This is a genomic window from Sphingobium sufflavum (genome assembly GCF_021403115.1).
GTDB lineage: Bacteria > Pseudomonadota > Alphaproteobacteria > Sphingomonadales > Sphingomonadaceae > Sphingobium > Sphingobium sufflavum.
Genome location: NZ_JAJSSH010000003.1, coordinates 246,631 through 271,283 on the forward strand (window position 1 = coordinate 246,631; position 24,653 = coordinate 271,283).

Here is a 24,653-nt window from a genome sequence, read left to right on the forward strand (position 1 = left end):
CTCCCCTCGCTACATCGGCGGTTAATCCCGCCCCGTCAATCTGAATCGCCCAGTTATGTATACGTTATCCATAAAAGGCGATTTGGCTATGGCTTTTCAGTCGATGCCGGTGCCGTTCGAAGAAGTCTGCGATTGGCGGGCGGCAAATGAAAAGGTCGAACAGGTGAGAAGCTGCGCCCAGAACCGGCGCATTGCCACGCTACAGGCACTTTCCCTGAACAGTTGTTTAGGTTCGCCTGCTGTGGCGGTCAAGTTATCCTATCCCAGGATTCGGTGGTCGTCTCGCCCTGCGGTAAGACATAAGTTTCATATCGTCCCATCCCGCCGGATTGGGTGCAGCGCCCTCGCGCAAACCATGGTCAGGAGGGGAAGGGTGTCGTCGCATGACGCCACATGATTCGCCGGCAGAGACTGATGGTTGGGAGATGATTTCGTCTTGGCGCAAGCGGGTTGCCGTGTGGGTAGGATTGGTGCGACCCGGGTCCAACGTCATTCCCCGGCAAGGAAGACGCTCAAAGGGCTATGTTCTGTTACCCTAAGGCCCGTCGTCGATGGAAGCGCAGCCTATAGTGGGGAGGTGCGGGAGATGGCGATGGCGCGTGCTGTTTCCCGGTGCGATGTTGTCACCGGTGATGCATGGCGCATGAGAATTATGTTCGGCCATGATGCAGTACGACAATCATCGTCATGCCAATCGAATCCCTGGCACAAGACAGGGGAGGCTTCCACTCGCTGCAGATGGGAAACTGGATTGCGGGACCGATATATACATTGATACCGCCCCATGCCTCTGGTTCTATCCTTTGCCGAGCGGGTCGATCATGCCCAGCCAGCCGACCAGTGCGAGGATGACAAGGGCCAGGGTCAGTTCGATCGCGATAGCCCGGCGCAGCGCAGGGCGTGCGGTGTGCGGGGATCGCTCGAAGCGGGGCGTCAGACGGAAGCGGTTGTTCGCGGCGAGGCCCAGCATGAGGAGGAAGAGGAAGAGCTTGAGTGCGAGCAGCTTGCCATAGGGACCGGCGAGCGATGCGGCGAGATTGGCGATGCCGACGGTCATGGCGGTGTTGAACAGGCCGGTGACGACGAGCAGGACGACGATGAGGCCGCCGATCCAGGCGAAGGCGGAGAGCATCGGGGCGGTCTGCTGGGCATCGGGGCCGCGCAGACTGGCGAGCAGGCAGGCCATGCCGCCGATCCACAGTGCCGCAGCGAGGATATGGAGCATGTCGCCGCACAGATGGAGCCAGCCGAGAGCACCGTCACCCGCAGCGGCATGACCGCTCCACGCCAGCGTCGCGGCGGCGATGCTTCCCAGCAGGATGGAGGAGCGCAGGCCCGGCGTGTGGCGGAGCAACAGCAGGAGCAGCAGGACGAAAAGGATCATCGCGCGCGCCAGCATCGCCTTGGCGGAGGATGTGGCGGACAGGACGATGCCGACCATGTCCCAGTCCACCGGGAACAGCGGGGTGCCCGCCATGGCGGCGGTCGCGACCAGAAGGCCGATAAGGGCGAGAGCGGCTCCGGCCAAGAGCAGGAAGGCAAAAATCCCCTGCCATGTGGCGAAGGCCATTCGCGCCCGCCTGCCGCCCAGCGACAGGTGCAGGAACAGCGGGACGCCCGCGATCAGCGAGAGGATGGCATAGGAGCCGAACCGGACGGCGATCGCGAGCGGGTCCATCGCCTTACTTTACCGAGAAGGCGTAGCTGCCCTCGATCCGGTGGCTGTCGGCGGTGACGGCATGCCAGTCCAGCTTATAGCTGCCCACGGGCAGTGCGCGGGGCAGGGTGATGGTCATCGTCTTGCCATCGGCGTTCAGCGCGGTCTTGAAGCCCGACACCTTCATCGGGTCGTGATTGGCCATGCCGGGCATGCCGGTCATCACGATCTCCACGCCGGACAGCTTGTCCACCACCGTATCGGAGAAGGTCAGCGACAGGTTCTTAACGTTGGATGCCTTGGCATTGGCTGCGGGGGTCGAGGACAGGAGCTTGGCATGGGCAAAGGCCGTGCCGCTGGTCGAAAGCGCTAGCGTGGCAAGGGCGAAGGCGGCAACAGAAGAGAGAGAGCGCATGGAGTGTCCTTTCCGGCGTGCATCGCGGATACAGGCTATACGCGGCTCCCCCGATTATCCCTGATGGACGATGAGTGTTTTTTGTGCGGGCCGCGTATAAGGGGGCAGGGAGATTATGATGACGGACATCGACGGCCTTTTGGAGGAGATGCGTGGGGTAGCGACGGACCCGCGCCTGATGACGCTGGAGACCGTAGTGCTGGCGGGCGCGGCGGTCCGGCGGGACCGTAGCGCGGCGCGGCGCAATCTGGCGGTGACGGGCCTGCTGGCGCTGGGCGTCGGGTTGGGTGCGAGCATCGTCTCGCCGCAGGGCGCGAGTGCGCGGCAGGCGAATTATCTCAACGCTATCCCCGCCAGCGCGCCGTCCAGCCTGTTGATGGGAAACCGTTGAGGTGAAGGCGCGCGTCCTGCTCATCCTCTTTGCCTTTCTGGCGGCGCTGGCGGGTGTTGGCGTCGGGCGGCTGCTGTTCACCCCGGACGAGCCGATCGAGAATCGCTTTCATGCGCTGATCCATCATGAGCTGGACCTGGATGCCAGCCAGACCGCGCGGATCGAGGCGATGGAGAAGAGCTTTGCCACGCTACAGGCGGGCTATGAGCGGGAGATGCGGGACGACAATCGCCGGCTGGCCGCCGCGATCCAGTCGGAAAAGGGCTATGGCCCCGGCGTCGCCGCCGCTGTCGATCGCTCTCACCATGCGATGGGCATGGTGCAGAAGCAGACGTTGCAGCATCTGTTTGCCATGCGGGCTGTGTTGCGCCCCGATCAGGCGCGTCGCTTCGATCAGGCGATGGTGGATGCGCTGACCGCGCCCGTGCGGTGAGGCAGGAGGACGCGCCGGATGACGGCGTGCTGGCCGCGCGAGCCCTCGCCAGTGGAGAAGACGCAGGACGCGACGATGCCTGTCGGTTGCTGCTGGGGCGGCACCGGGATGCGGTCTATCGCTTTGTCCGCGCGCAGATCGACGATGCCGATGCGGCGCTTGACCTGACACAGGAAAGTTTCATCGCGGCCTTTGCTCATATGGCCCGCTATGATTCCGCGCGGCCGTTCCGTTTCTGGATCATGCGGATCGCGCTCAACAAATGCCGGGACTGGCGGCGGCGGCGCGCGGTGCGCCATTTTTTTACCCGCGCCCGGCCGATGGAGGAGGGGCTGGCCGTCGCTGACAGCGCGCCCGGCCCGGATGCGGAGGTTGCAGGGCGGCAGGCGTTGCGCGCCGCGCGTCGGGCCATCGACGCCTTGCCGGAGGGATTGCGATCCGTCCTGCTGCTCCGAACGATCGAGGGTATGGCGCAGGGGGATGTCGCCACGCTGCTGGGCATCAGCGAGAAGGCGGTCGAGACGCGACTGTACCGGGCGCGGGCGAAATTGAACGAGATGCTGGCCCAAGACCCGGCGTAGGGATGTAGCCTTCCCCGCAGAGACGGGACAAAATGATAATAGAGTGAGGGAGACGCCGCCGGGCCGCGTATGGAGTTCATGCGGCAATGACGCCGCGGAGTGCATCCCCCTCATGGCCTCCCCCCTGCTTTCGGCGACATGCGACAGACGTTCGGTGATACGGGGCGTGGGGAGCCTGGCGGGGCTGTCGGTGCTGGGCGGCCTGTTCCCCGGCTGGGCGATGGCCGGGACGGCGGGTGCAGCGAGCGGGCCGGGGGTGCTGTCGGGCGAGCATATCCGCATCGCCATCGGCCATGGCAGCGTCACGCTGAACGGGCGCAGCAGCCATGCCGTCACCGCCAATGGCACGATGCCGGGACCGCTGATCCGCCTGAAGGAAGGGCAGGATGTGCGGCTGTCCGTGGCCAATGGGCTGAAGGAGGATACGTCGATCCACTGGCATGGCCTGATCGTGCCGTTTCAATATGATGGCGTGCCGGGGATCAGCTTTCCGGGGATCAGGGCGGGCGAGACGTTCGATTATCGCTTTCCGATCCGGCAGGCGGGCACCTATTGGTATCACAGCCACAGCAACATGCAGGAGGCGATGGGCCTGTTCGGCCCGCTGGTTATCGACCCGGCGGGTGTGGAGCCAGCGCCCTATGACCGGGAGCATGTGATCCTGCTGTCCGACTGGAGCAGCCTGCATCCCCATATCCTCCTGCGCAAGCTCAAGCAGATGGGTGGCTATTTCAACCGGCAGAAGCAGGATCTGAAGGGCCTGATGGCGGGCCGCGACCAGAGCCTGTCGGAGCGGATGGAGTGGGGCAAGATGCGGATGGACCCCACCGATATTTCGGACGTGACCGGATCGACCTACAGCTACCTCATCAACGGCCATGATACGGCGGGTAACTGGACCGGGTTGTTCGCGCCGGGCGAGCGGGTGCGGCTGCGCTTCATCAATGCGTCGGCGATGACCAATTTCAACGTGCGCCTGCCGGGGCTGGCCATGACCGTGGTGCAGGCGGACGGGCAGGATGTGGAGCCGGTGGAAACGGATGAGTTCCAGATCGGCATTGCCGAAACCTATGACGTGATCGTGCGACCGGAGCGGGCGGAGGCGGTGGCGATCATCGCGGAAGCCATCGACCGGTCAGGCCTGTGCCGGGCCACGCTGTCGCCGCAGATTGGCATGGTCGCGCCGTTGGTGCCGCTGCGCGAACGCCCGTTGCTGGTGATGAAGGACATGGGTATGGACATGTCCGGGATGGACATGGGGGCGGGCACGCTGGACCTGTCGGCACCGGTCGATGCGCCCGCCAAGGGCGGCGGCCATGCGACGATGAAGATGCGCGACAAGTCGGTCGCGCCGCCCAGCGTCAGGATGGGACCGGGCGTGGCCACCCTGTCCGCCGCGCCCGCCGACCGGATGGGTGACCGGCCCACCGGGCTGGAGACGGTCGATCATCGGGTGCTGACCTATACCGACCTCAGGGCATTGGTCCCCGGTCCTGACCGGCGTGCGCCGGAACGGGAACTGGAGGTCCATCTGACCGCCAATATGGAACGCTATATGTGGTCGTTCGACGGGGTAAAGCTGAGCGAGGGAGCCGAACCGCTGGCGTTTCGCCATAATGAGCGGGTGCGGGTGACTCTGGTCAACGACACGATGATGCCGCACCCCATCCACCTGCACGGTCATTTCTTCGAACTGGTGAACGGCGCGGACGAGAAGCAGCCGCGCAAGCATACGGTCAATGTGCTGCCCGGCGGCAAGGCGAGTTTCGACCTGACCGCTGACGCGCTGGGCGACTGGGCGTTTCATTGCCACATGCTGCTGCATATGCATGCCGGCATGTTCCGGGTCGTCACCGTGCGGCCCGATGTGAGCAAGGCGGAGGGCGCGGCATGAAGAGGATCGCGACGCTGCTGGCCCTGCCGCTGCTGAGTATACCGCTGCTGGCGGTCGCTGTGCCGGTGCAGGCGCAGGATCATGCCGGGCATGCGGGCCATGCGGCGCCGGACGCACCGGCTGCGGCCCCATCGCCATCCACGGAAGCGACCGCTGCGGCGCCCGCCGAAAAGCCCGCACCTGCCGCGCCGGGCGATCATGCGGCCGACGCCTATTATGACCCCGCCGCGATGGCCCGTGCCCGTGCGGCCCTGCGCTATGAGGCTGGCGGCATGCCCAACTCCATGTTGCTGATCGACCGTCTGGAATGGCGGCCCGGCCCCGGCGCGGACGGCCATGCGTGGGAGGCCGAGGGCTGGGTCGGCGGCGACATCGACCGCTTCGCCTTCAAGACCGAGGGCGAGGGCGTGATCGGTGGCAAGGTGGAGCAGGCGGAGGTGCAGGCGCTGTGGAGCCGGGCGCTCGACCCCTGGTTCAACCTGCAAGCCGGTGTGCGGCAGGATCTGGCTCCCGAACCGCGCCGCACCCATGCGGTGGTGGGGATCGAGGGACTGGCCCCCTATTGGTTCGAACTGGAGGGGCAGGTCTTCCTGTCCAACAAGGGCGAGGTGACGGCGCGGGCCGAGGCCAGCTATGACCAGCGCATCACGCAGAGCCTGATCCTGCAACCTGCGGCGGAGCTGAACATCTCCGCGCAGGATGTGCCGGAACTGGAGATGGGGCCGGGCTTTACCTCGGTCGAACTGGGGATGCGGTTGCGCTACGAAATTATGCGCGAGTTTGCGCCCTATGTGGGCGTGCACTGGGAGCGCAAGCTTGGTCGGACGGCGGATTATGCGCGGGCAGAGGGAGAGAATCCCGGCAGCCTGCGGTTTGTGGCGGGCGTGCGCTTCTGGTTCTGAAGCGCACGCAGAGGGTCAGGCGGAGGCAGTTGAGGCGGACAGTTTCAGGTGGAGAGGATTGTCTCCGCCAGCGCCACATGCAGGCGGATACCGGTCGCCATCACATCGTCGTTGAAATCATAGCCGGGGTTATGCAACGCGGCCGATCCGACCCCGCGTCCCTGCCCTAGCCAGAGATAGGCCCCCTTGCAGGCGTGGAGCATGAAGGCAAAATCCTCCGAGGTGAAAGCCGGTTCCGGCGCGAGTAGCGCCGTGCCGACCGTGCCTGCAATCGCCAGTGCCTCGCGCGCGGCGTCCTCGTCATTGATGGTGGCGGGATAATAGCGGTCGTAGCTGACATCCGCAGTCAGGCCGAAGGAAAGGGCTGTGCCCTTCACCATCTCGCGCAGCTTTGCCTCTATCACGTCCTGCACTGCGGGGTCGAAGGTGCGGACCGTGCCGACGATGGTGACGCTGGCGGGGATGACATTGTGGGCATGGCCGCCGTTGATCTGGGTCACGGAGAGCACCGCCGACGACAGGGCGGGGATGCAGCGGGCGATGATGGTGTTGAGCTGGCCGACCAGCGCCGATGCGGCGAGGATGGCGTCCGGCGTGTTGTGCGGGATCGCCGCATGGCCACCCCGGCCCGTCAGCACGATCTCGAACTTGTCCGCCGCGCCCATGATGGGGCCGGGGCGGGTGGCGATGGTGCCTGCGGGCAGGTCCGGCCAGTTGTGGAGCGCGAAGACGCGGTCGCAGGGGAAGCGGTCGAACAACCCTTCCTCCACCATGACGCGCGCGCCGCCCAAGCCTTCCTCGGCGGGCTGGAAGAAGAAATTGACTGTGCCGTCGAAATTGCGGGTGCGCGCCAGATGCTGCGCCGCGCCCAGCAGCATGGCGAGATGGCCGTCATGGCCGCAGCCATGGAAGACGCCGTCCGTCTTGCTGGCATAGGGCAGGTTGGTCTGTTCCTGGATGGAGAGCGCGTCCATGTCCGCGCGCAGGCCGATGGCGCGGGAGGAGGCGCCGTTGCGCAGCACGCCAACCACGCCGGTCTGGCCCACGCCCTCATGCACCTCCAGCCCGATGGCGCGGAGTTGGTCCGCGATCACGGAGGCAGTACGCTTTTCCTGAAAACCCAGTTCGGGGTGGGCGTGGATATCGTGGCGAAAGGCGACGAGCGGCGCCAGCAGGTCGTCGATGGCGGTGGTGGTCATGGGTTCGTCCTGTCGCGCCGTACGGGGGATGGCGCGCTCAATGCTGCTCCCCGAACAGTCGTTGTATCGGATAATGCTGCTTGATGAAGGGCGATTTGATCACGACATAGCTGAAATATTTCTCGATGCCATAGTCGCCCTCCAGCATCCCCTCGATGATCGACTGGTAATGGCCGACGCCACGCGTCACGAATTTCAACAGATAGTCGTAGCCGCCGCTGACGAGATGACATTCGACGATCTCGTCCAGCTTGCGGATCTTCGTCTCGAAGCGGGAGAAGTCGCCGGAACGATGCTCGGTCAATGTGACTTCGGTAAAGACGGTCAGCACCTCGCCCAGCTTGTCGAGGTTGATCTGCGCGCTGTAGCCGGTGATGAAGCCGGCCTTTTCCAGCCGCTTGACGCGGGTGAGGCAGGGGCTGGGCGACAGGCCGACCGCATCGGCCAGTTCGACATTGGTGATGCGCCCGGCCCGCTGGAGCTGGGCCAGAATCTTGAGATCGATGCGATCGAGCTTGAGGCCCAGCGTCATGGTCGCCCTCTCCTTCAGGCCACCGCGCACCGGATATCCGGCTCGTCGAGCAACTGGTCGAGTGTAGTGCGGATGCGGGCGAAGATCATCTCCATTTCTTCATCGGAGCAACAGAGGGCGGGCGCAAGCCCGATGATGTTGTCGGCGAAGGCGCGGAAGATGACGCCATTGGCATAGCCCTTGGCAAAGAGGCGGTCGGGGAGCTTGAGCGACGGGTCGAAACGGTCCTTTGTGCCCTTGTCCACTACCAGTTCGATCGCACCCAGCAGTCCGCGCCCGCGCGTGTCGCCGACCAGCGGATGGTCAGCCAGCCCGGCCAGACCCGCCGCGAAGGCGGTGCCGACGCTCTGCCCGTTGGCGAGGATGCCCCCCTCCTGATAGAGGCGCAGCACTTCGAGGCCGACCGCCGCGCTGACCGGATGGCCGGAGTAGGTCAGGCCATGGCCGATGGCGAGGTCGGGGGACGCGCCGTCCGCTATGCCCTGATAGACGGTATCGGACAGCAGCACGGCACCCATCGGCGTATATCCGGCGGTCAGCCCCTTCGCGAGGGTCATGAGGTCGGGAGAGACGTCCTCCTCCAGACAGGCGAACATGGGACCGGTGCGGCCGAAGCCGGTGATGACCTCGTCCGCGACGAACAGGATGCCGAGGTCGGTGCAGGCGTCGCGCATTGCCTTCAGCCAGCCCTTGGGCGGGACGATGACGCCGCCCGACCCCTGAATGGGTTCGCAGAAGAAGGCGGCGACATTGTCCGCGCCCAGTTCCGTGACCTTGGCGCGCAGATGGCCCACGGACTGGGCGATCAGGGCGGCGTCATCCGCCGCATCGCCGCGATAGGCATAGGGCGACGGGATATGATGCTGCCACTTCAGCGGCACGTCGAAATTGCGGTGGAAGTTGGCGAGCGCGGTCAGGCCCGATCCGGTGGTGCTGGAGCCATGGTAGCCGCGTTCCAGCGCGATGCACTGCTTCTTGGTCGGCTTGCCCAGCGCATTCCAGTAATGGACGATGTAGCGGATGGCGGAGTCGACCGCGTCCGACCCACCCAATGTGAAGAAGACATGCTCCAGCCCCTCCGGGCTGAGGCGGACAAGCTGTTCTGCGAGAAGGATCGCCGGTTCGTTGCCAAAGGAGAAATAGCCGGTGGCATAGGGCAGGCGGCGCATCTGCTCCGCTGCGACGTCCACGATGCTGTCATGGCCATAGCCGACATTGACGCACCAAAGGCCGGCGAAGGCATCGAGGACGGTGTTGCCGTCGATGTCGGTCAGCCACATGCCCTTGCCGCTTTGCAGGATGGTCGCGCCGCGCGCTTCATGGCCGCGGAAGGAGGTGACCGGATGGATCAGATGGTCCCGGTCGATATCCAGCAGGGAGCGATTGGTCTGGGGCATGATGGCGCTGGCTCGCTTCATTGACGATGGGATCAGCCTAGACCGGGCGGGGCACAGAAATCGCTGACTTGCCCCGATGGGAGGGACGGCGTGCCCCTATTTTATACAGGATGCGGCACAAAATGCCGGGTGTGTTTTGGGGTGATGGCTTTGCCGTAAACTCATTCGTCATTGCGAGGGTAGCGCGGCAATCCATGCGGCAATACGCATCTTCTGGATTGCCGCGCTACGCCTGCAACGATGAGAATATTATCGAAGGGCGGCCGCAACCGCCTTGCCACAGGCTTCGGTGTTGGCGCTGCCCTTGAGGTCGGCGGTGCGACGGTCGGGGTCGGACAGCACCTCCTCGACCGCGCGCATGATGGCGGCGGCGGCATCGCCCTCGCCCAGATGGTCCAGCATCATCGCGGCGGACCAGATCTGGCCGATGGGGTTGGCGATGCCTTTGCCCGCTATGTCCGGCGCGGAACCATGGACCGGCTCGAACAGGGACGGGCCGGTGCGGTCCGGGTTGATGTTGGCCGACGGCGCGACGCCGATGGTGCCGGTGCAGGCGGGGCCAAGGTCGGACAATATGTCACCGAACAGGTTGGAGGCGACCACCACGTCGAACCGGTCCGGGTTCATCACGAACTGGGCGGTGAGGATGTCGATATGATATTTGTCGGTGCGGATGTCGGGATAGGCTTTCGCCATCTCCTCCACCCGTTCGTCCCAATAGGGCATGGTGATGGCGATGCCGTTCGACTTGGTGGCGGAGGTGAGGTGCTTCGCATCCCGGCTGCGCGCCAGATCGAAGGCGTAGCTCAGCACCCGGTCGACACCGATGCGGGTCATCACCGTTTCCTGAATCACCAGTTCGCGGTCCGTGCCGGGGAACATGCGACCGCCGAGCGAGCCATATTCGCCCTCGGTATTCTCCCGCACGATCCACATGTCGATGCTGCCGGGTCCGCGCCCGGCGAGGGGGCAGGGGACGCCCGGCATCAGGCGCGCGGGACGCAGGTTGATATATTGGTCATATTCCCGGCGGAACTTGATGAGCGAGTCGCCGAGCGAGATATGGTCGGGCACGGTGTCGGGCCAGCCGACCGCGCCAAAGAAGATCGCATCGACATTGCCGATCCGCGCTTTCCAGTCGTCCGGCATCATCTGGCCATGGCGGGTGTAATAGTCGCAACAGGCGAAATCATGCCATTGCTGCTCGATCGTGAAGCCATAGAGGTCCGCCGCGCGCTCCAGCACGCGGATGCCCTCCGGCATGACTTCGGTGCCGATGCCGTCGCCGGGAATGACGGAGATGGTGTAGGTACGCGCGGCGGTGTCGCTCATGCGGGATGTCCTTGCAGGTTGAGACGTGGCCAATTGCCGTCATCCCCGCGAAGGCCGGGATATGGCGTGGCGAAGTGTTGCCCTGTCGCACGCGATCCCGGCTTGCGCCGGGATGACGATAAGGCATGTGTCAGAGTTTCAGGCCGCCGATGTGGAAAGCCTTGGACTCCAGATATTCCTCCAGACCGGCACGGCCACCCTCCCGGCCCAGTCCCGACATCTTGACGCCGCCGAACGGCGCCATTTCCATCGCGATGGTTCCTGTGTTCAGGGCGACCATGCCAGCCTCCAGCCTTTCTGCGACCCGAAAGGCACGGTGGATATTGTCCGTGTAGAAATAGCTCGCCAGGCCATATTCGGTAGCGTTGGCCAAATCGATCGCCTCCTCCTCATGGGTGAAGCGGAACAGCGGCGCGACGGGGCCGAACGTCTCCTCGCTGGCCAGCAGCATATTGCTGTTCGCGCCGGTCAGGATGACGGGGGCCACGAACCGTTCATAGGCCATGCCGTTCTCGGCGCTGGCATAAAGGGTCGCGCCATGGCTGAGCGCGTCGTCGACATGGGCCTGCACCTTCTGCGCGGCGGCGGCGTTGATGAGGGGGCCGACCGTGCTGCCCGCCACATCGCCGGGGCCGACGCGGAGCGCGGTGACGGCCTTCGCCAGCTTTTCCGCAAAGGCGTCATGGACGCTGTCCTGCACCAAGATGCGGTTGGCGCAGACGCAGGTCTGCCCGGCGTTGCGGAATTTGGAAATCATCGCGCTCTGCACGGCGAGGTCGAGGTCGGCGTCGTCGAACACGATCAGCGGGGCGTTACCGCCCAGTTCCAGGCTGGTGCGTTTCACGGTATCGGCGCACTGTCGCAGCAGCAGGCTGCCGACGCGGGTGGAGCCGGTGAAGGACAGTTTGCGGACGACGGGGCTTGCGGTCAGCGCCGATCCGATGGCTTCGGGCCTGCCGGTCAGGACATTGATCGTGCCCGCAGGCAGTCCGGCGAGTTCCGCGAGGCGGACGAGGGCGAGCGCGGTGTAGGGGGTGAAATCGGATGGTTTGACGATGACCGGGCAGCCCGCCGCGAGAGCTGGCGCGCATTTGCGGGTTATCATCGCGGCCGGGAAATTCCAGGGCGTGATGGCGGCGGCGACGCCGATGGGCTCCTTCATCACGAAGATGCGGCGGTTGGCTTCCGGCGCGAGAACATCATGGCCCGACGCGCGGCGGCCTTCCTCCGCGAACCATTTGATGAAGGTCGCGGCGTAGCGGATTTCGCCTTCCGATTCCGCCAGCGGCTTGCCCTGTTCGGCGGTCATGATGCGGGCGAGGTCGGGGACATTGTCCAGCACCAGCGCGTGCCAGCGTTCGAGGATCGCGGCGCGTTCGCCGGCCGTCTTTGCGCGCCAGGCGGGGAAGGCGGCGTTGGCGGCGGCGATGGCCTGATCCGTCTCCGCGACGCCGCAATCGGGCACGGTGCCGAGCAGCGCACCGGTCGCGGGATCGTCCACCGGGATGGTCGCGCCGGAGGCCGCCGAAACCCAGTCGCCACCAATGAAAGCGGCCTGTCGGAAGAGGTCCGCTTTTTCAAGTTTTACAACCGAAAGGGTGTTTTGGAATGTCATCAGCCGAGCGCCTGATTGATGAGGGACCAGGCGCGGATGGTGTCGCCTGTTGGACGTGCCCCCGTGAGAGCCTGGCCTGTTGGATTGGCGCTTATAGAATTGGCGGGCGGGGGCGTGCCGCGGCACATGCGCGTCACCCGGCCGACGCAGGGCAGGCCCAGCTCGTCCAACCACGCCGACAGGCCGCTGTCCTCCGGCACGTCGAGGCGGCAGAACATGCCGGTGTTGGAACCGAGCCAGTGGCTGATAAGCGCCCGCGCGCCGCCGATGTCGGGGGCCAGCGTCGGCCCGATGCTGTAGCCGCGCCCGAACCGACGGAACAAGGCATAGCCCGCCTGTTCCCCGTCGCGGTTCAGCACCACGCCCTGCGCCGCGTCGAACAGATAGTCGATGACCGCAGAGCGATCGAGACCGGTCGCCGCCCGGTCCAGACGGCTGATGTCGGCCAGTTCCCCCGCCTTCATCGGCGCGACGCGTTCATTGGGGATGAGCTGCGCGATGGGCACGTCGAAGGGCGCGCCCTGATGCTGATAGACGGTGCCGGTCACGTCGAAACCCAGCGAACGATAGAGGTTCAGCCCCTCGTCCGTGGCGTTGAGCAGGATGGACCGGTCGCCGATGGCGGCGATGGCGCCCTCCATCAGCTTGCGCCCCACGCCCATGCCCTGCGCCGCCTTGGCCACGATCACCATGCCAAGGCTGGCATGGCTGTCGCCAAACAACCACCACATCGTGGTGCCCAGCACCGCGCCGTCACGCTCCGCGACCAGCCCATGCCCCAACTGGAGCATGGCGGCCCAATCCTCTTCCCGATGGGGCCATTGCTGTTCACGCGAAAGGCCATGGGCGGCGGCAAGATCTTCTGCCGTCATGGCTCTCAACTGGACTATATCGGTCAGCCCTGTTGCCACTATCTACCTCCGTAACGGGTCCGGTAAACGGTCCGGTGCCCCCCGATGTGGGGGAATATCCTGCGTCGAACAGTAGAATCTGCCTGATGGCATTAGGTGCCGCCTTGCCCGATATTTCAGAAGAAAATCGCGGAACTCAGGGCGTTGAAAGCCCAAATGCTGCGCCTGCGCTCCTATTCCAATCGCTGGATTCTTGAGCGGAGAGCGGCATGAACGGCTTTGATCCCGACCGGGTGGCGGTGGCGCAGGCGAACAACTTCATGGCCGGGCGGCGTCTGGGGGGCGAAGGGGCCGGGCTGGACGTGCTGCGCCCCTCCGACGGGCGCGCCTATGGCAAGCTCGACAGCGCCAGCGCGGCGCAGGTGGATGCGGTCGTCACCGACGCCTATCAGGCGTATCGCAAGAGCGGCTGGGCCGCGACCGACCCGCGCGGCCGGATGACGGTGATGCGCCGCTGGGCCGACCTGATCGACGCGGACGCCGCGCGGCTGGCCCCGCTGGAGGCGGTGGGATCGACGCGGACGATCGGGGAGATACTGGCGTGGGATCTGTCCTACACCGCCGAGACGATCCGCTTTTTCGCGGAGTTCGCGGACAAGGCAGGGGGCGAGGTCATCGCGACCACGCCGGACAAGCTCGGCTTCACCATCACCGAACCTTATGGCGTGATCGCGGCGATTGCGCCGTGGAACCTGCCGCTGGTGATGGCGGCGTGGAAGATCGCGCCCGCCATCGCATCCGGCAACAGCGTCGTCCTGAAACCGTCCGAGATGACGCCGTTCAGCATTGTGCGCGTCGCGGAACTGGCGATAGAGGCGGGGCTGCCGCGCGGCGTGTTCAACGTGGTGCAGGGCGATGGCCGGTCGGTGGGCGATCCGCTGTGCCGGCATCCGCTGGTGTCGAAGGTGAGCTTTACCGGCTCCACCCGCACCGGCATCGCGATCATGAACGCTTGCGCCGAGACGGGGCCGAAGCCGGTCACGCTGGAACTGGGCGGCAAAAGCCCGCAGATCGTCTTTGCCGATGCGAAGGACATGGGGCAGGCGGCGGCCATCGTGGCCAAGGCGATCACGCTGAACAGCGGGCAGGTGTGCGTCGCGGGATCGCGCCTGCTGGTGCAGGAGAGCGTGGCCGACGAGGTGGTGGGGCGGATATTGGCGGCGTTCGAGGCGCACCGCATCGGCCCGACATGGGGCGGTGACACGACGATGGGTCCGATCATCTCCGAAAAGCAGTTGGGCGACATTGACGCCATGGTGGCCCGTGCGGTCGTGGCGGGGGGCGAGGCCGTGACCGGCGGCCGCCGCGCGCCATCGCCGCAGGAGGGCAGCTATTATCTGCCCACGCTGCTGACCGGGCTGCCGCAGGATGCGGAGGCGGTGCAGGGCGAGATTTTCGGCCCCGTGCTGACCGTGCAGACATTCGGCGACGAGGAGGAAGCCTATGCGCTGGCCAATGACAGCCGGTACGGGCTGGCGGCGGGGGTGCACACCGGCGACCTGAATCGTGCGCTGCGCGCGACGCGGGCGCTGGAGGCGGGGACGGTGTGGGTCAACCGCTATGGGCGGAGCAATGATTTCATGCTGCCGACCGGCGGATTCAAGCAGAGCGGGATCGGCAAGGATCTGGGGCGTGAGGCCTATATGGCGACGATGAAGAGCAAGGCGGCGTTGATACAATTGTGAGGGGGGCTTGGCCCTCTCCCGCTTTCGCGGGAGAGGGCTAACGTACGTCCGCAAACCGCCCGATGGCGTAGTGGCTGAGATCAATGTCCGTCCGGCCCGTGGCGATCAGTTCCGCCATCGTCTCGCCCACGCCCGGTCCCACCTGGAACCCCGCGCCGGAGAAGCCGAAGGCGTAGAACAGCCCGCTGACCGAACCGCTCGGTCCCATCACGGGCTGGCTGTCGGGCAGGTAGCTTTCGATGCCGCTCCAGGTGCGGATGATGTTGAGGCGGGCGACGGCGGGGATCAGCCGTTGCATCTGTTGCCACTGGCCCAGCGTGTTGTCCGGCTTCACATAGACGCGATACGCGTCCGGGAAGGTCTGGTTCTGCAGGGAGCCGCCGATGACGAGGTTGCCGCGCGCGACCTGCCGGAAATAGACGGACTCCAGCGTTTCAGGCGTCGCCACGCCGACCGAGGGGCCGATGGCGTAGGGCAGAGGCTCCGTGACGCACATGTTCGGCCCGCGCGAGGTGAGGGGGACGGTCTCGCCAAAGCCCTCCACGAATTGCTTGGCCCATGCCCCGGCGGTGATGAGGAGGGTGGGGGCGCGAAACTCCCGCCCGTCCGCGGCGGTGACGGTGAAATCGTCGCCGCTCTTGCCCGCGTGGATGGCACGGCAATTCTCGTGGATGATCGCGCCCCGGCGCTGCGCCGCGCGGGCGAAGGCGGGACCGGCGAGGCGGGGGTTGGCGTGGCCGTCCTGCGCGGAGAGAGAGGCGGCCAGCACCTCCGGCCCCAGAAAGGGGAAGCGCGCGCGCAGGGCGTTGCCGCTGAGCATTTCGAGGTCGAGGTCGAACCGCGCGGCGTCGGCGGCATAAGCCTCCATGCTGGCGGCGGTGTCCGGCCGGTCGCGATAGCAGACGCGCATATGGCCGCGTTGCAGATATTCCACGTCCGTGCCGAGCAGGGCGGGCGTGTTGCGCCAGATCGCCATCGCGCGGTTGGCGAGGGGGAGCTGGTAGAGGGGCCGCCCCTGCCGCCGGACATTGCCGAAATTGGTGCCGCTGGCCTGCCGCCCGACGAGGTCGCTTTCGAGCAGGGTGACGGACAGGCCGCGCTGGCGCAGGAAGAAGGCGGCGGCGCTGCCCATGATGCCGCCGCCGATGATGAGGACGTCGGACAAGGACGGGGCGGACAGGGACTGGGCGGACAGGGCGGGGGCGGGCGTGGCGGACGCGAGGATGGGGGCGGTCATGCGCCGGCCTTTCCGGCGGACCCGGCGCTGATCGGTTTGACGGGGGCGGCGCTGCGCAGGCGGCCGACGCGCTCGACGGGGATGGCGGCGGCGGCGGCGATGACTTCGGCGGCGGCGAGGCCGCAATAGCGCCCCTGGCACCGGCCCATGCCGACGCGGCTGAACGCCTTGGCGCGGTTGGCCTCCTGCGCGCCCGTGTCCGTCACGGTGGCGCGCAGTTCCCCGGCGGTGATGCTCTCACAGCGGCAGACGATGGCGTCGTCGGGGAGGGCGGCGGCCTGCTCCACCGGCCAGGGAAAAGCCTGCGCCAGTCCGCTGGCGAAACGGACGTAGGTGGCGACGTCGCGGCGCAGGGACGCGAGGTCGACCGACGCCACGGGGAAGCCGAGGTCGGTGAGGGCGGCGAGGGCGGCGAGACGCCCGCTGGCCTCCGCCGAACGCGCGCCGAGGATGCGCGCGCCGTCACCCGCGAGATAGACGCCGGGGACGGAGGCGCGGCCATCGGGATCGCGCACGGGCAGCCACTGGCGCACGGCGGGATCGAAGGCGAAGGCGCAGCGCGCAAGGTCGGCGAGCTGCGTCTCCGGGCGAAGATGATGGCCCATGGCGATGGCGTCGCAGGCGAAGTGGCGCTCGCCGCCGTCGGCGGTGCGGACGGTGACGCCGCTGACGGCGCCCGTGTCGACGGTTCCGGCGCGGCTGGAGGATCGGCCATCGCGGGCGGCCGGGCCGGTGTCGACGCCCGCGCCATCAGGCGCGCCGCTGCCCTCTTCCCCGCCGGTGATGTCGAGCGGGGTGACGCCGTGGAGGATGGGGACGCCCGCCCGCTTTATGGTGCGGGTCAGCAGGACGCCGTTCCACAGCGCGGCGGGCTGCGCCAGCAATTTGGGCAGGGCGGGGATGCGCGCGGCAAAGGGGGCGGTGTCGAGGACGGCGGCGACATGCGCCCCCGCCTTCACATATTGGGCGGCGACGAGATAGAGGAGCGGCCCGGAGCCGAGGAAGACGACCTGACTGCCGATGGCGCACGCCTGCGCCTTCAAGGCGATCTGCGATCCGCCGAGGCTGTAGGTGCCAGCCCGGTGCCAGCCCCGGACGGGCATCAGCCGGTCGGTCGCGCCGGTGCACAGGATCAAAGCGTCATAGGGGATGGACTGGTGCCCGTCCGGCCCCAGCGTCCACACCTGCCCGTCCGATATGTGCCAGACGAGGGTTTCGGGGCGATAGTCCACGCGCCCCTCCAGCCCGTCGAAACAGGTGTGGAGGGCGCGGGCGCGCTCCGCCTCCGTCCCGTACAGCGTGGCGTGGGAGCGGGTGAAGCCGTCGGGCTGGCGGCGGTATATCTGCCCGCCGGACCGCCGCCCCTCGTCGATGACGATGGGGCGGATGCCCGCGTCGGCCAGCGCCTGCGCGGCGCGCACGCCCGCCGGTCCTGCGCCGATGATGACTATTGCTGGTTCGGCCATGTCGTGTCCGGTTCCGTCGTGACGATGCGCTGGCCCGATTCCGCGAGGGTGGAGCAGGCGCGCAATTTGGTGCCCTCTTCCGTCCAGACCCAGCAATCCTGGCAGGCGGCCATCAGGCAGAAGCCCGCGCGGGGGCCGTCGCCAAATTCCGACTGGCGCAGGGTCGCGCCGGAGGTGAGGAGGGCGACCATCAGCGTGTCCCCCGCCAGTGCGGTGACGGGCGCGCCATCGACATGGAGGGTGAGGGCGGGGCGATCCGTTTCCGCCAGCCGGACGAAGCGGGCGGTCATGCCATGGTCCCGGCGCGTCGGGGCGCGATCAGGGCTGCGCCGTCGCGTGTCGGGAGGCGGGTCATGTCCGCGCCTGTGCGCGTTGCGCGACCGGTCATACCAGCGCCTCCGCGCGCTGCGCGACGGCGAGGGGGCCTTCCTCCAGATGGCACAGGATGGCGTTCCCGGCGGCGAGGTCGTGGCGGGGCGGGGCGATGCGGTCGCACAGACCGGCCACGCGGACGTTGCAGCGCGGGAGGAAGCGGCACAGGTCGGCGTCGCCCGCGAGCGGGTCGATGGGCGGCAGGGCGGGCGCGCCCAGCCCCTCCGGCAACCAGCCCGGCCGCATTTCGGGCACGGAGCGGATCAGCAGGTCGGTGTAGGGATGATGCGGCGGCGAGCCAAAGGCGGCGCGCGGTCCCTGATCCACCACGTCGCCGGAATAGAGGACGAGGATGTCGTCGCAGATCGCGCGCACGGTGGAGATGTCATGGCTGATGAAGACCATGGCGATGCCCAGTTCGCGGCGCAGGTCGGCCAGCAGGTCGAGGATCGCCGCGCCGACCACCGTGTCGAGGGCGGAAGTGACTTCGTCGCACAGGATCAGGTCCGGCCCGGCGGCGAGGGCGCGGGCGAGGTTGACGCGCTGCTTCTGCCCGCCCGACAGGTCGGTGCAGGGCCGGTCCGCCAGCGTGCGGGGAAGCTGGATGCGCTCCAGCAGTTCCGCGACCCGCGCATCCGCCGCCGCGCCGGTGAGGCCATGGTAGAAGGCGAGGGGACGCTTCAATATCTGCCCGACGCTATGGGCGGGGTTGAGGGCGACATCGGCGTTCTGAAAGACGATCTGCACGCGGCGGAAATCGTCGCGGCTGCGCCCATCCAGCCCCGGCGCGAGGGGAGCGCCGTCAAGGCTGATCCGGCCGCGCGCGGGGGGCAACAGCCCGGCGATGACGCGGGCGAGGGTGGACTTGCCGGAACCGGACTCCCCGATGACGCCCAATATCTCGCCCCGGTGCAGGGTCAGGCCGATGTCGCGCAGCACGGGCACGGCGGGGCGGCCCTGCGCATCGACACGGCCATAGCCGGCGGTGAGGCCCTCGATCTGGAGGAGGGGGACGGGGGCGGTGCGCGGCTTGTCCTGCGCGGCCTCCACCACGGGATGGGCGGCGGCCATCAGGGTCTTGGTATAATCGTCGCGGGGGGATTGCAGGATCTGGTGGACGCGCCCGGTCTCCCGCACCCGTCCCCGGTTGAGGACGACGATATGGTCCGCCATCTGCGCGACGACGGCGAGGTCGTGGCTGACATAGACGGCGGTGGTGCCCCGGTCGCGCACGACGGCGCGAAACGCCTGCAACACGCCGATCTGCGTCGTCACGTCGAGGGCGGTGGTGGGTTCGTCGAGGATGACCAGTTCGGGATCGGTGATGAGCGCCATGGCGGCCATCAGCCGCTGGAGCTGGCCGCCCGAAAGCTGGTGCGGGTAGCGTTGGCCGATGGTGTCGGGTTTCGGCAGGCCGAGCGCGCGGAACAGCTCCACCGCCTTGGCCTCCGCCGCGGGGCGGGGGAGGAGGTCGTGGATCAGGGCGGGTTCGACCACCTGGTCCATCAGCGTGCGGGAGGGGTTGAAGGCGGACGCCGCGCTCTGCGCCACATAGGCGATGCGGTTGCCGCGCAGGTCGCGCAGCGCGGCGGGGGTGAGGGAGCGGATCGCCGCGTCGCCCACGGTGATGCTGCCGCCGGTGATCGCGGCGCCGGGGCGGACATGGCCGAGGAGAGAGAGGGCGATGGTGGTCTTGCCCGAGCCGGACTCCCCGATCAGGGCCAGCACTTCGCCCTTTGGAATGGCAAAGCTGACGTCATCGACGATGACGATGTCCTGCCCGTCCGGCCCGCGTGCGGCGATCCGCAGGTTGGTGACGGTTACGTGGGGGGGGACATGCGGGGGGACATGGGGAGTGTCTGGGGCGGTGGCCGGGTCGCTCATCAGTTCCTCCCACGGTGCGGCAGCGCGTCGATCAGCAGGTTGACGCTGACGGTCAGCGTGGCGATGGCGAGGGCGGGCATCAGGATGGCGGGCGCGCCCTCCGCAATGCCGGAGATATTCTCCCGCACCAAGGAGCCGAGGTCGGCCTGCGGCGGCTGGACGCCCAGGCCCAGAAAGCTGAGCGCGGAGAGCAGTAGCACGATGAACACGAAGCGCAGGCCGAAATCGGCCAGCAGCGGGTGCAGCATGTTGGGCAGGATTTCGGACAGGGCGATATAGGCGCGGCGTTCCCCGCGCGCGCGGGCGACCGAGACGAAATCCATCTGGTTGAGGTTGACCGCCAGCGCGCGGGCGATGCGGTAATTGCCGGGCACATAGGTGAGACCCGCGATCAGCAACAGCAGCCAGAGCGAGGAGCCGAAGGCGGCGACCATGACCAGCGCCAGTATCTTGGACGGGATGGAGATGACCGTGTCCATGAAGCGGGAGAGGAGTTCGTCCACCCACCCCCGACCCACCGCCGCGACGAGGGCGAGGCCGGTGCCGACGGTGCAGGCGAGCAGCGCCGCCCCCGCGCCCAGCCCGACGGTGTAGCGCGCGGCGTGCAACAGGCGGCTGAGCACGTCGCGGCCCAGATAGTCGCTGCCCAGCAGGAAGGTGCGGGACGCGGGGCTGAACACATTCTCGTCCACGAAGGCGCCGATGGGATAGGGGGCGAGGAGCGGCCCGATCAGCGCGATGACCAGCCAGAAGAGGACGAAGGCCAGCCCGACCTTGCCCGACAGCGGCAGGCGGCGGGTCCAGCGGAGCGCGCGGGCGGGGAAGGCGGCGCGTTTGGTGGCTGGAGCCGGAACCGGAGCGGGCGCGGCAGTGGGGAGGGACGCGCCGCTCATGCGCTGCGCAGCCGGGGGTTGGCGACGATGGCGGTGACGTCCGCCAGCAGCATCAGCAGCAGATAGACCGCGCAGAAGATCATCGCGCACGCCTGTAGCAGCGGCATGTCGCGGCTGGTCACGGCGTTGACCATCAGGCTGGCCAGACCGGGATAGTTGAAGATGGTTTCCACGATGATCGCTCCGCCGAGAAGATAGGAGAGACTGAGCGCCATCGCGTTGACGATGGGGCCGACGGCGTTGGGCAGGACATGGCGTATCACCACGCGGGCGGGCGACAGGCCCTTGAGCAGCGCCATCTCCACATAGGGCCGGTCGAGCTGGTCGATGACCGCCGCGCGCGTCATCCGCGCCATCTGGGCGATGACGACGACGCACAGGGAGAAGACCGGCATGGCGAAGGTTTCGAAGAACTGCCCCCATGTCGCCTGTTCCGGCAGCATGGAGATGGACGGCAGCCAGCGCAGTTTGACCGAGAAGATCAGGACCGCGATGGTCGCGACCAGAAATTCGGGCAGCGCGACCATGGAGAGGGTGGCGACATTGAGCGCCCGGTCGAGCCGCCCGCCCCGGTTCATCGCGCTGGATATGCCGATGGTCAGCGCCAGCGGCACGGCGACCAGGGTGGTGAGCGCGGCGAGGAGCAGCGAGTTGGGCAGCCGTTCCCGGATAATCTCCCCCACCGGCATGTTGGCGACCAGCGACTGGCCCGCGTCGCCGCCCGCAAGGCCGGTGATCCATGACCCGAAGCGGACATAGGCGGGACGGTCGAGACCCATTTCATGGCGCAGCGCGGCGACCTGCGCGGGCGTCGCGCTCTGGCCCAGCGCCTCCTGCGCGGCGTCGCCGGGGAGCAGGTCGCTGATCGTGAAGACGACGAGGGAGACGAGGATCAGCGTCAGGAAAGCGGCGCCGATGCGGCCCGCGATCATGCGCAGCAGGGTGTTGCGGGCCGCATGGGGGCGGCTGGCCGGGGATGCGCTCATGCGGTCAGTCCTCCCACCACAGATGTTCGGCAAAGGCATAGCCCATGAAGCCGCCCAGCGGCACCGGATGCCAGCCCTTGAGCCGCCGGTCATACCCGTCGAGCAGGCTGATGAAGACGGGGATGCCGACGCCGCAGCGGTCGCGCACCAGCCCCTGCATCTCGCCATAGAGCTGCTTGCGCCGGGCGTCGTCCGGCTCGCCGCGCGCCTCGACCAGCAGGCGGTCGAAACGGGGGTTCTGCCAGCCGGACTCGTTCCATGGCGCATCGGATTTGTAGAAGAGGCTGTAGATCAGGTCCGCCGTGGGCCGGGGGTTGGTGTTGCCGAAGCCCAGCGGGTGCTTCATCCAGTGGGTGGACCAGTAGCCGTCGGCGGGCACCCGGCTGACCGAGAGGTTCAGACCCGCGCGCGCGCCATATTCCTGGAGGATGGAGGCCATGTCCACCGACCCTTCCGCCGCCGTGGAGGCGTAGAGGGGCAGGCGGGTCGTGCCGATGCCCGCCTTGCGGAAATGCCAGCGCGCCTTGTCCAGATCGAGCGCGGTCTGGGGCAGGCCCGCGCGATAATAGGGGTGGAAGGGCGGGATCGGATGGTCGTTGGCGATCGTCGCATAGTTGCGGAACAGCGCGCGCTTGATGAGCGGGCGGTCCATCAGATATTTCATGCCCGCGACGAAATGGCCGCTGGACGTGGGCAGCTGGTCCTGCCGCATGATGAGGTTGGTGTAGAGGGCGGACGGCGTCTCCCGCACCAGATGGCGCGGCGAGGCGTTGACCCGGCGGGTGGAGCGCGGATTGACCGCCAGCGCCATATGGATGTCGCCCGAAAGGAGCGCGTTGACGCGGCTGACCTCGTCCGGGATGCCGATCAGTTCGATCTCGTCCAGATAGGGCTTGCCGGGTTTCCAGTAATCGGCGTTGCGGCGGCCCAGCGTGCGGACGCCGGGCGTGAAGGCGGCGAGACGATAGGGGCCGGTGCCGTTGCCGGTCCTGAACGCCTTTTCCCCCGCCGGGATGATGGCGAAATGCGACTGGGCGAGGATGACGGGAAGGTCGGCGTTGGCCCCTCCCAGTTCGATGGTGAGGTCGAGCGGGCCATCGGCGCGGACGGTGCGGAACTGCTCCGCGATGGCGGCGAGCTTGGAGGCGGTCGCCGGTTCCTTGTGCCGCAGCAGCGAATAAACGACATCGGCGGAGGTGAGCGAGCGGCCATCATGGAAGGTCACGCCGCTGCGCAGGCGGACATGCCAGACACGCTGGTCGCTGCTTTCCATGCGGACGGCGAGGCCGGCGCGGGCGCGCAGGGTGCGGTCCAGCTCCGTCAGGCAGTTGTAGAGCATGAAATGGCGGACATAGTCGCTCGACAGCGAACCCTTGGCCGGGTCCAGCGTGTCGGCGGTGGAGAGGGACATGGTCGCCGCCTTGATCCGGCCGCCCTGACGGGGTTGGGGTCTGGCGGCGGCGAGCGATGCCGCCGGGACGAGGATGCCGCCCGCGGTGGCGACCATGCCCGCGCCGAGCGCGGCGCCGAGCAGGTCGCGGCGGGAGAAGGGGGAGGAGCCGTCGCCGATCATTTGAACATGTCCTGCACCTTGTACCACGCGCCGACGGCGGGCAGGAACCAGGGCTTGCCGAGGTGGCCGGGGATGGCGGGCCAGTCGAGGTCGGCCCAGGGGTTTGCGGAGAGGTCGCCGCCCATGTAGCGGGCCATCTGCTGGCCCATATGCACCGACATCTGCACGCCATGGCCGCTGTAGCCCATGGCGTAGAACAGCCCGTCCTGCTCCCCCGCGCGGGGGAGGCGGTCGGCGGTCAGGTCCACCATGCCGCCCCACACATGGTCGATGCGGGCGTGGCGCAAATCGGGGAACATGGCGCGCATCGCATCGGTCAGGATCGCGCCGCTTTTCACATCCGACTTGCCGCCCGAAATGGCGAAGCGCGCGCGCCCGCCGAAGATCAGCCGGTCGTCCGGGGTCAGGCGGAAGAAATTGCCGATGATGCGGCTGGTCACATAGTTGCGGCGGTTGGGGAACAGCCGGTCGATGAGCGCGGGGCCGAGCCGTTCGGTCGCGATGATGAAGCTGCCGACGCCGACCAGCCGCCGCTGGAACCAGCGGAACGGCTTTTGCGGGGGCGCGCCGCCGGTGGCGACAAGCACCTGCCGCGCGCGCAGGCTGCCCCGGCTGGCCGTGACGGTCCAGCCGCCGGGCGCGCGGGTGAGGTCGGTGACGGGGGCATGTTCAAAGATCGTCGCGCCCTGCGCCGCCGCCGCTTCCGCAAGGCCGATGCCGAACTGGCCGACATGGAGTTGCGCGCTGGTCGTCTGGAGCAGGCCGCCGTAGAATTGGTCGCTGCCGATTTCCGTGCCGATGCGGTCGGGGGTGATGAGTTCGACGTTCTGGTCGATCTCCGCCTTCAACAGCGCATAGGCTTTTTCGATCTTGGCATAGTGCATCGGCTTGGCGGCGAGCTTGAGCCGGCCGCAGCGGCGAAAGGCGCAGTCGATGCCCTGTTCGCGCACGAGCCGCTCCACCGTGTCCACCGCGTCGACATGGGCGTGGTAATAGGCAAGGGCGCGGTCGCGGCCCAGCGAGGCGACGAGCGACCCATAATCCTGATGCGTGCCATTGTTGCACTGGCCACCGTTGCGGCCCGAAGCCTCCCCGATGACCGGTCCCGCCTCCAGCACCGCGACGGATGCGCCCGACTGGCGCAGGGCCAGCGCGGCGGAGAGGCCGGTGAAGCCGCCGCCGATGATCGCCACGTCCACCTGCCCACCGGGATCGCCGGTCGCGCCGCCGGTGAAGGCGGGCGCTGTGGCGAGCCAGTAGGAGAGGGGGCTGGGTTCGGTCATCGGCTGCGGCTCTCC

General features: G+C 67.4%; 23 protein-coding genes. 6 read left to right on the forward strand and 17 right to left on the reverse strand.

Annotated features, from left to right (window positions below):
- Positions 1 to 96: 96 nt before the first annotated feature.
- The 3 genes from LWE61_RS06795 to copC form a co-directional block, all read right to left on the reverse strand.
- Entirely contained in the window at positions 97 to 252 is a 156-nt protein-coding gene (locus LWE61_RS06795; RefSeq protein WP_234149285.1) for a hypothetical protein, read from the reverse strand.
- A gap of 544 nt (positions 253 to 796) precedes the next feature.
- Entirely contained in the window at positions 797 to 1,678 is an 882-nt protein-coding gene (gene copD, locus LWE61_RS06800; protein WP_234149286.1) for a copper homeostasis membrane protein CopD, read from the reverse strand.
- 4 nt (positions 1,679 to 1,682) lie between these two features.
- A complete protein-coding gene (gene copC / locus LWE61_RS06805) occupies positions 1,683 to 2,072 on the reverse strand; it encodes a copper homeostasis periplasmic binding protein CopC (protein ID WP_234149287.1) in 390 nt (129 codons plus the stop codon).
- A gap of 118 nt (positions 2,073 to 2,190) precedes the next feature.
- Here copC and LWE61_RS06810 point away from each other — a divergent pair, with 118 nt between their 5' ends.
- The 5 genes from LWE61_RS06810 to LWE61_RS06830 all read left to right on the forward strand — a co-directional run bounded on the left by LWE61_RS06810 (position 2,191) and on the right by LWE61_RS06830 (position 6,273).
- A complete protein-coding gene (locus tag LWE61_RS06810) occupies positions 2,191 to 2,463 on the forward strand; it encodes a hypothetical protein (RefSeq protein WP_234149288.1) in 273 nt (90 codons plus the stop codon).
- 1 nt (position 2,464) lies between these two features.
- Positions 2,465 to 2,896: a periplasmic heavy metal sensor gene (locus tag LWE61_RS06815; protein WP_234149289.1), complete on the forward strand. Its 432-nt coding sequence runs from the start codon at positions 2,465 to 2,467 to the stop codon at positions 2,894 to 2,896.
- Positions 2,897 to 2,922: 26 nt separating this feature from the next.
- Positions 2,923 to 3,477 carry an RNA polymerase sigma factor gene (locus tag LWE61_RS06820; protein WP_407696198.1) on the forward strand — a complete coding sequence of 185 codons (555 nt, stop codon included), beginning with the start codon at positions 2,923 to 2,925 and terminating at the stop codon, positions 3,475 to 3,477.
- Positions 3,478 to 3,589: 112 nt separating this feature from the next.
- Positions 3,590 to 5,371: a copper resistance system multicopper oxidase gene (locus tag LWE61_RS06825; RefSeq protein WP_234149290.1), complete on the forward strand. Its 1,782-nt coding sequence runs from the start codon at positions 3,590 to 3,592 to the stop codon at positions 5,369 to 5,371.
- Complete coding sequence (locus LWE61_RS06830; RefSeq protein ID WP_234149291.1) at positions 5,368 to 6,273, forward strand: copper resistance protein B; 906 nt, start codon at positions 5,368 to 5,370, stop codon at positions 6,271 to 6,273. The genes LWE61_RS06825 and LWE61_RS06830 overlap by 4 nt, the downstream gene beginning before the upstream one ends.
- Positions 6,274 to 6,317: 44 nt before the next feature.
- Here LWE61_RS06830 and LWE61_RS06835 read toward each other — a convergent pair whose 3' ends face one another.
- The 6 genes from LWE61_RS06835 to LWE61_RS06860 form a co-directional block, all read right to left on the reverse strand.
- Positions 6,318 to 7,472 carry a M20 aminoacylase family protein gene (locus tag LWE61_RS06835; RefSeq protein ID WP_234149292.1) on the reverse strand — a complete coding sequence of 385 codons (1,155 nt, stop codon included), beginning with the start codon at positions 7,470 to 7,472 and terminating at the stop codon, positions 6,318 to 6,320.
- A gap of 37 nt (positions 7,473 to 7,509) precedes the next feature.
- Positions 7,510 to 8,004, reverse strand: coding sequence for an Lrp/AsnC family transcriptional regulator (locus LWE61_RS06840; RefSeq protein WP_234149293.1), 495 nt, complete (start codon positions 8,002 to 8,004; stop codon positions 7,510 to 7,512).
- Between the two features lie 14 nt (positions 8,005 to 8,018).
- The gene (locus tag LWE61_RS06845; RefSeq protein ID WP_234149294.1) at positions 8,019 to 9,422 is read right to left on the reverse strand and encodes an aminotransferase class III-fold pyridoxal phosphate-dependent enzyme; all 1,404 of its coding nucleotides are present in this window, start codon (positions 9,420 to 9,422) and stop codon (positions 8,019 to 8,021) included.
- A gap of 228 nt (positions 9,423 to 9,650) precedes the next feature.
- Entirely contained in the window at positions 9,651 to 10,733 is a 1,083-nt protein-coding gene (locus LWE61_RS06850; protein WP_234149295.1) for a tartrate dehydrogenase, read from the reverse strand.
- Positions 10,734 to 10,863: 130 nt separating this feature from the next.
- A complete protein-coding gene (locus tag LWE61_RS06855) occupies positions 10,864 to 12,348 on the reverse strand; it encodes an NAD-dependent succinate-semialdehyde dehydrogenase (protein WP_234149296.1) in 1,485 nt (494 codons plus the stop codon).
- Positions 12,348 to 13,220, reverse strand: a complete 873-nt coding sequence (locus LWE61_RS06860) for a GNAT family N-acetyltransferase (RefSeq protein WP_234149297.1) — start codon at positions 13,218 to 13,220, stop codon at positions 12,348 to 12,350. The genes LWE61_RS06855 and LWE61_RS06860 overlap by 1 nt, the downstream gene beginning before the upstream one ends.
- Positions 13,221 to 13,468: 248 nt before the next feature.
- Between LWE61_RS06860 and LWE61_RS06865 the strand changes: the two genes are divergently transcribed.
- Positions 13,469 to 14,944 (forward strand): aldehyde dehydrogenase family protein, encoded by a 1,476-nt coding sequence (locus LWE61_RS06865; protein WP_234149298.1) that lies wholly within the window; start codon positions 13,469 to 13,471, stop codon positions 14,942 to 14,944.
- A gap of 37 nt (positions 14,945 to 14,981) precedes the next feature.
- Here LWE61_RS06865 and LWE61_RS06870 read toward each other — a convergent pair whose 3' ends face one another.
- From LWE61_RS06870 to LWE61_RS06905, 8 genes are all read right to left on the reverse strand, one after another.
- The gene (locus LWE61_RS06870; protein WP_234149299.1) at positions 14,982 to 16,181 is read right to left on the reverse strand and encodes an NAD(P)/FAD-dependent oxidoreductase; all 1,200 of its coding nucleotides are present in this window, start codon (positions 16,179 to 16,181) and stop codon (positions 14,982 to 14,984) included.
- A complete protein-coding gene (locus LWE61_RS06875) occupies positions 16,178 to 17,647 on the reverse strand; it encodes an FAD/NAD(P)-dependent oxidoreductase (protein ID WP_234149300.1) in 1,470 nt (489 codons plus the stop codon). Before LWE61_RS06875 ends, LWE61_RS06870 begins: the two co-directional genes overlap by 4 nt.
- Positions 17,629 to 17,937: a (2Fe-2S)-binding protein gene (locus tag LWE61_RS06880; protein ID WP_234149301.1), complete on the reverse strand. Its 309-nt coding sequence runs from the start codon at positions 17,935 to 17,937 to the stop codon at positions 17,629 to 17,631. Before LWE61_RS06880 ends, LWE61_RS06875 begins: the two co-directional genes overlap by 19 nt.
- A 94-nt stretch (positions 17,938 to 18,031) precedes the next feature.
- On the reverse strand, positions 18,032 to 19,903 hold the full coding sequence (locus LWE61_RS06885; RefSeq protein ID WP_234149302.1) for an ABC transporter ATP-binding protein: 1,872 nt from the start codon (positions 19,901 to 19,903) through the stop codon (positions 18,032 to 18,034).
- Positions 19,903 to 20,796, reverse strand: coding sequence for an ABC transporter permease (locus LWE61_RS06890; protein ID WP_234149303.1), 894 nt, complete (start codon positions 20,794 to 20,796; stop codon positions 19,903 to 19,905). The genes LWE61_RS06885 and LWE61_RS06890 overlap by 1 nt, the downstream gene beginning before the upstream one ends.
- Complete coding sequence (locus LWE61_RS06895; protein WP_234149304.1) at positions 20,793 to 21,782, reverse strand: ABC transporter permease; 990 nt, start codon at positions 21,780 to 21,782, stop codon at positions 20,793 to 20,795. Before LWE61_RS06895 ends, LWE61_RS06890 begins: the two co-directional genes overlap by 4 nt.
- Before the next feature lie 4 nt (positions 21,783 to 21,786).
- Positions 21,787 to 23,355 (reverse strand): ABC transporter substrate-binding protein, encoded by a 1,569-nt coding sequence (locus LWE61_RS06900; protein ID WP_234149305.1) that lies wholly within the window; start codon positions 23,353 to 23,355, stop codon positions 21,787 to 21,789.
- Positions 23,352 to 24,638, reverse strand: a complete 1,287-nt coding sequence (locus tag LWE61_RS06905; RefSeq protein ID WP_234149306.1) for an NAD(P)/FAD-dependent oxidoreductase — start codon at positions 24,636 to 24,638, stop codon at positions 23,352 to 23,354. Before LWE61_RS06905 ends, LWE61_RS06900 begins: the two co-directional genes overlap by 4 nt.
- Between the last annotated feature and the right edge of the window lie 15 nt (positions 24,639 to 24,653).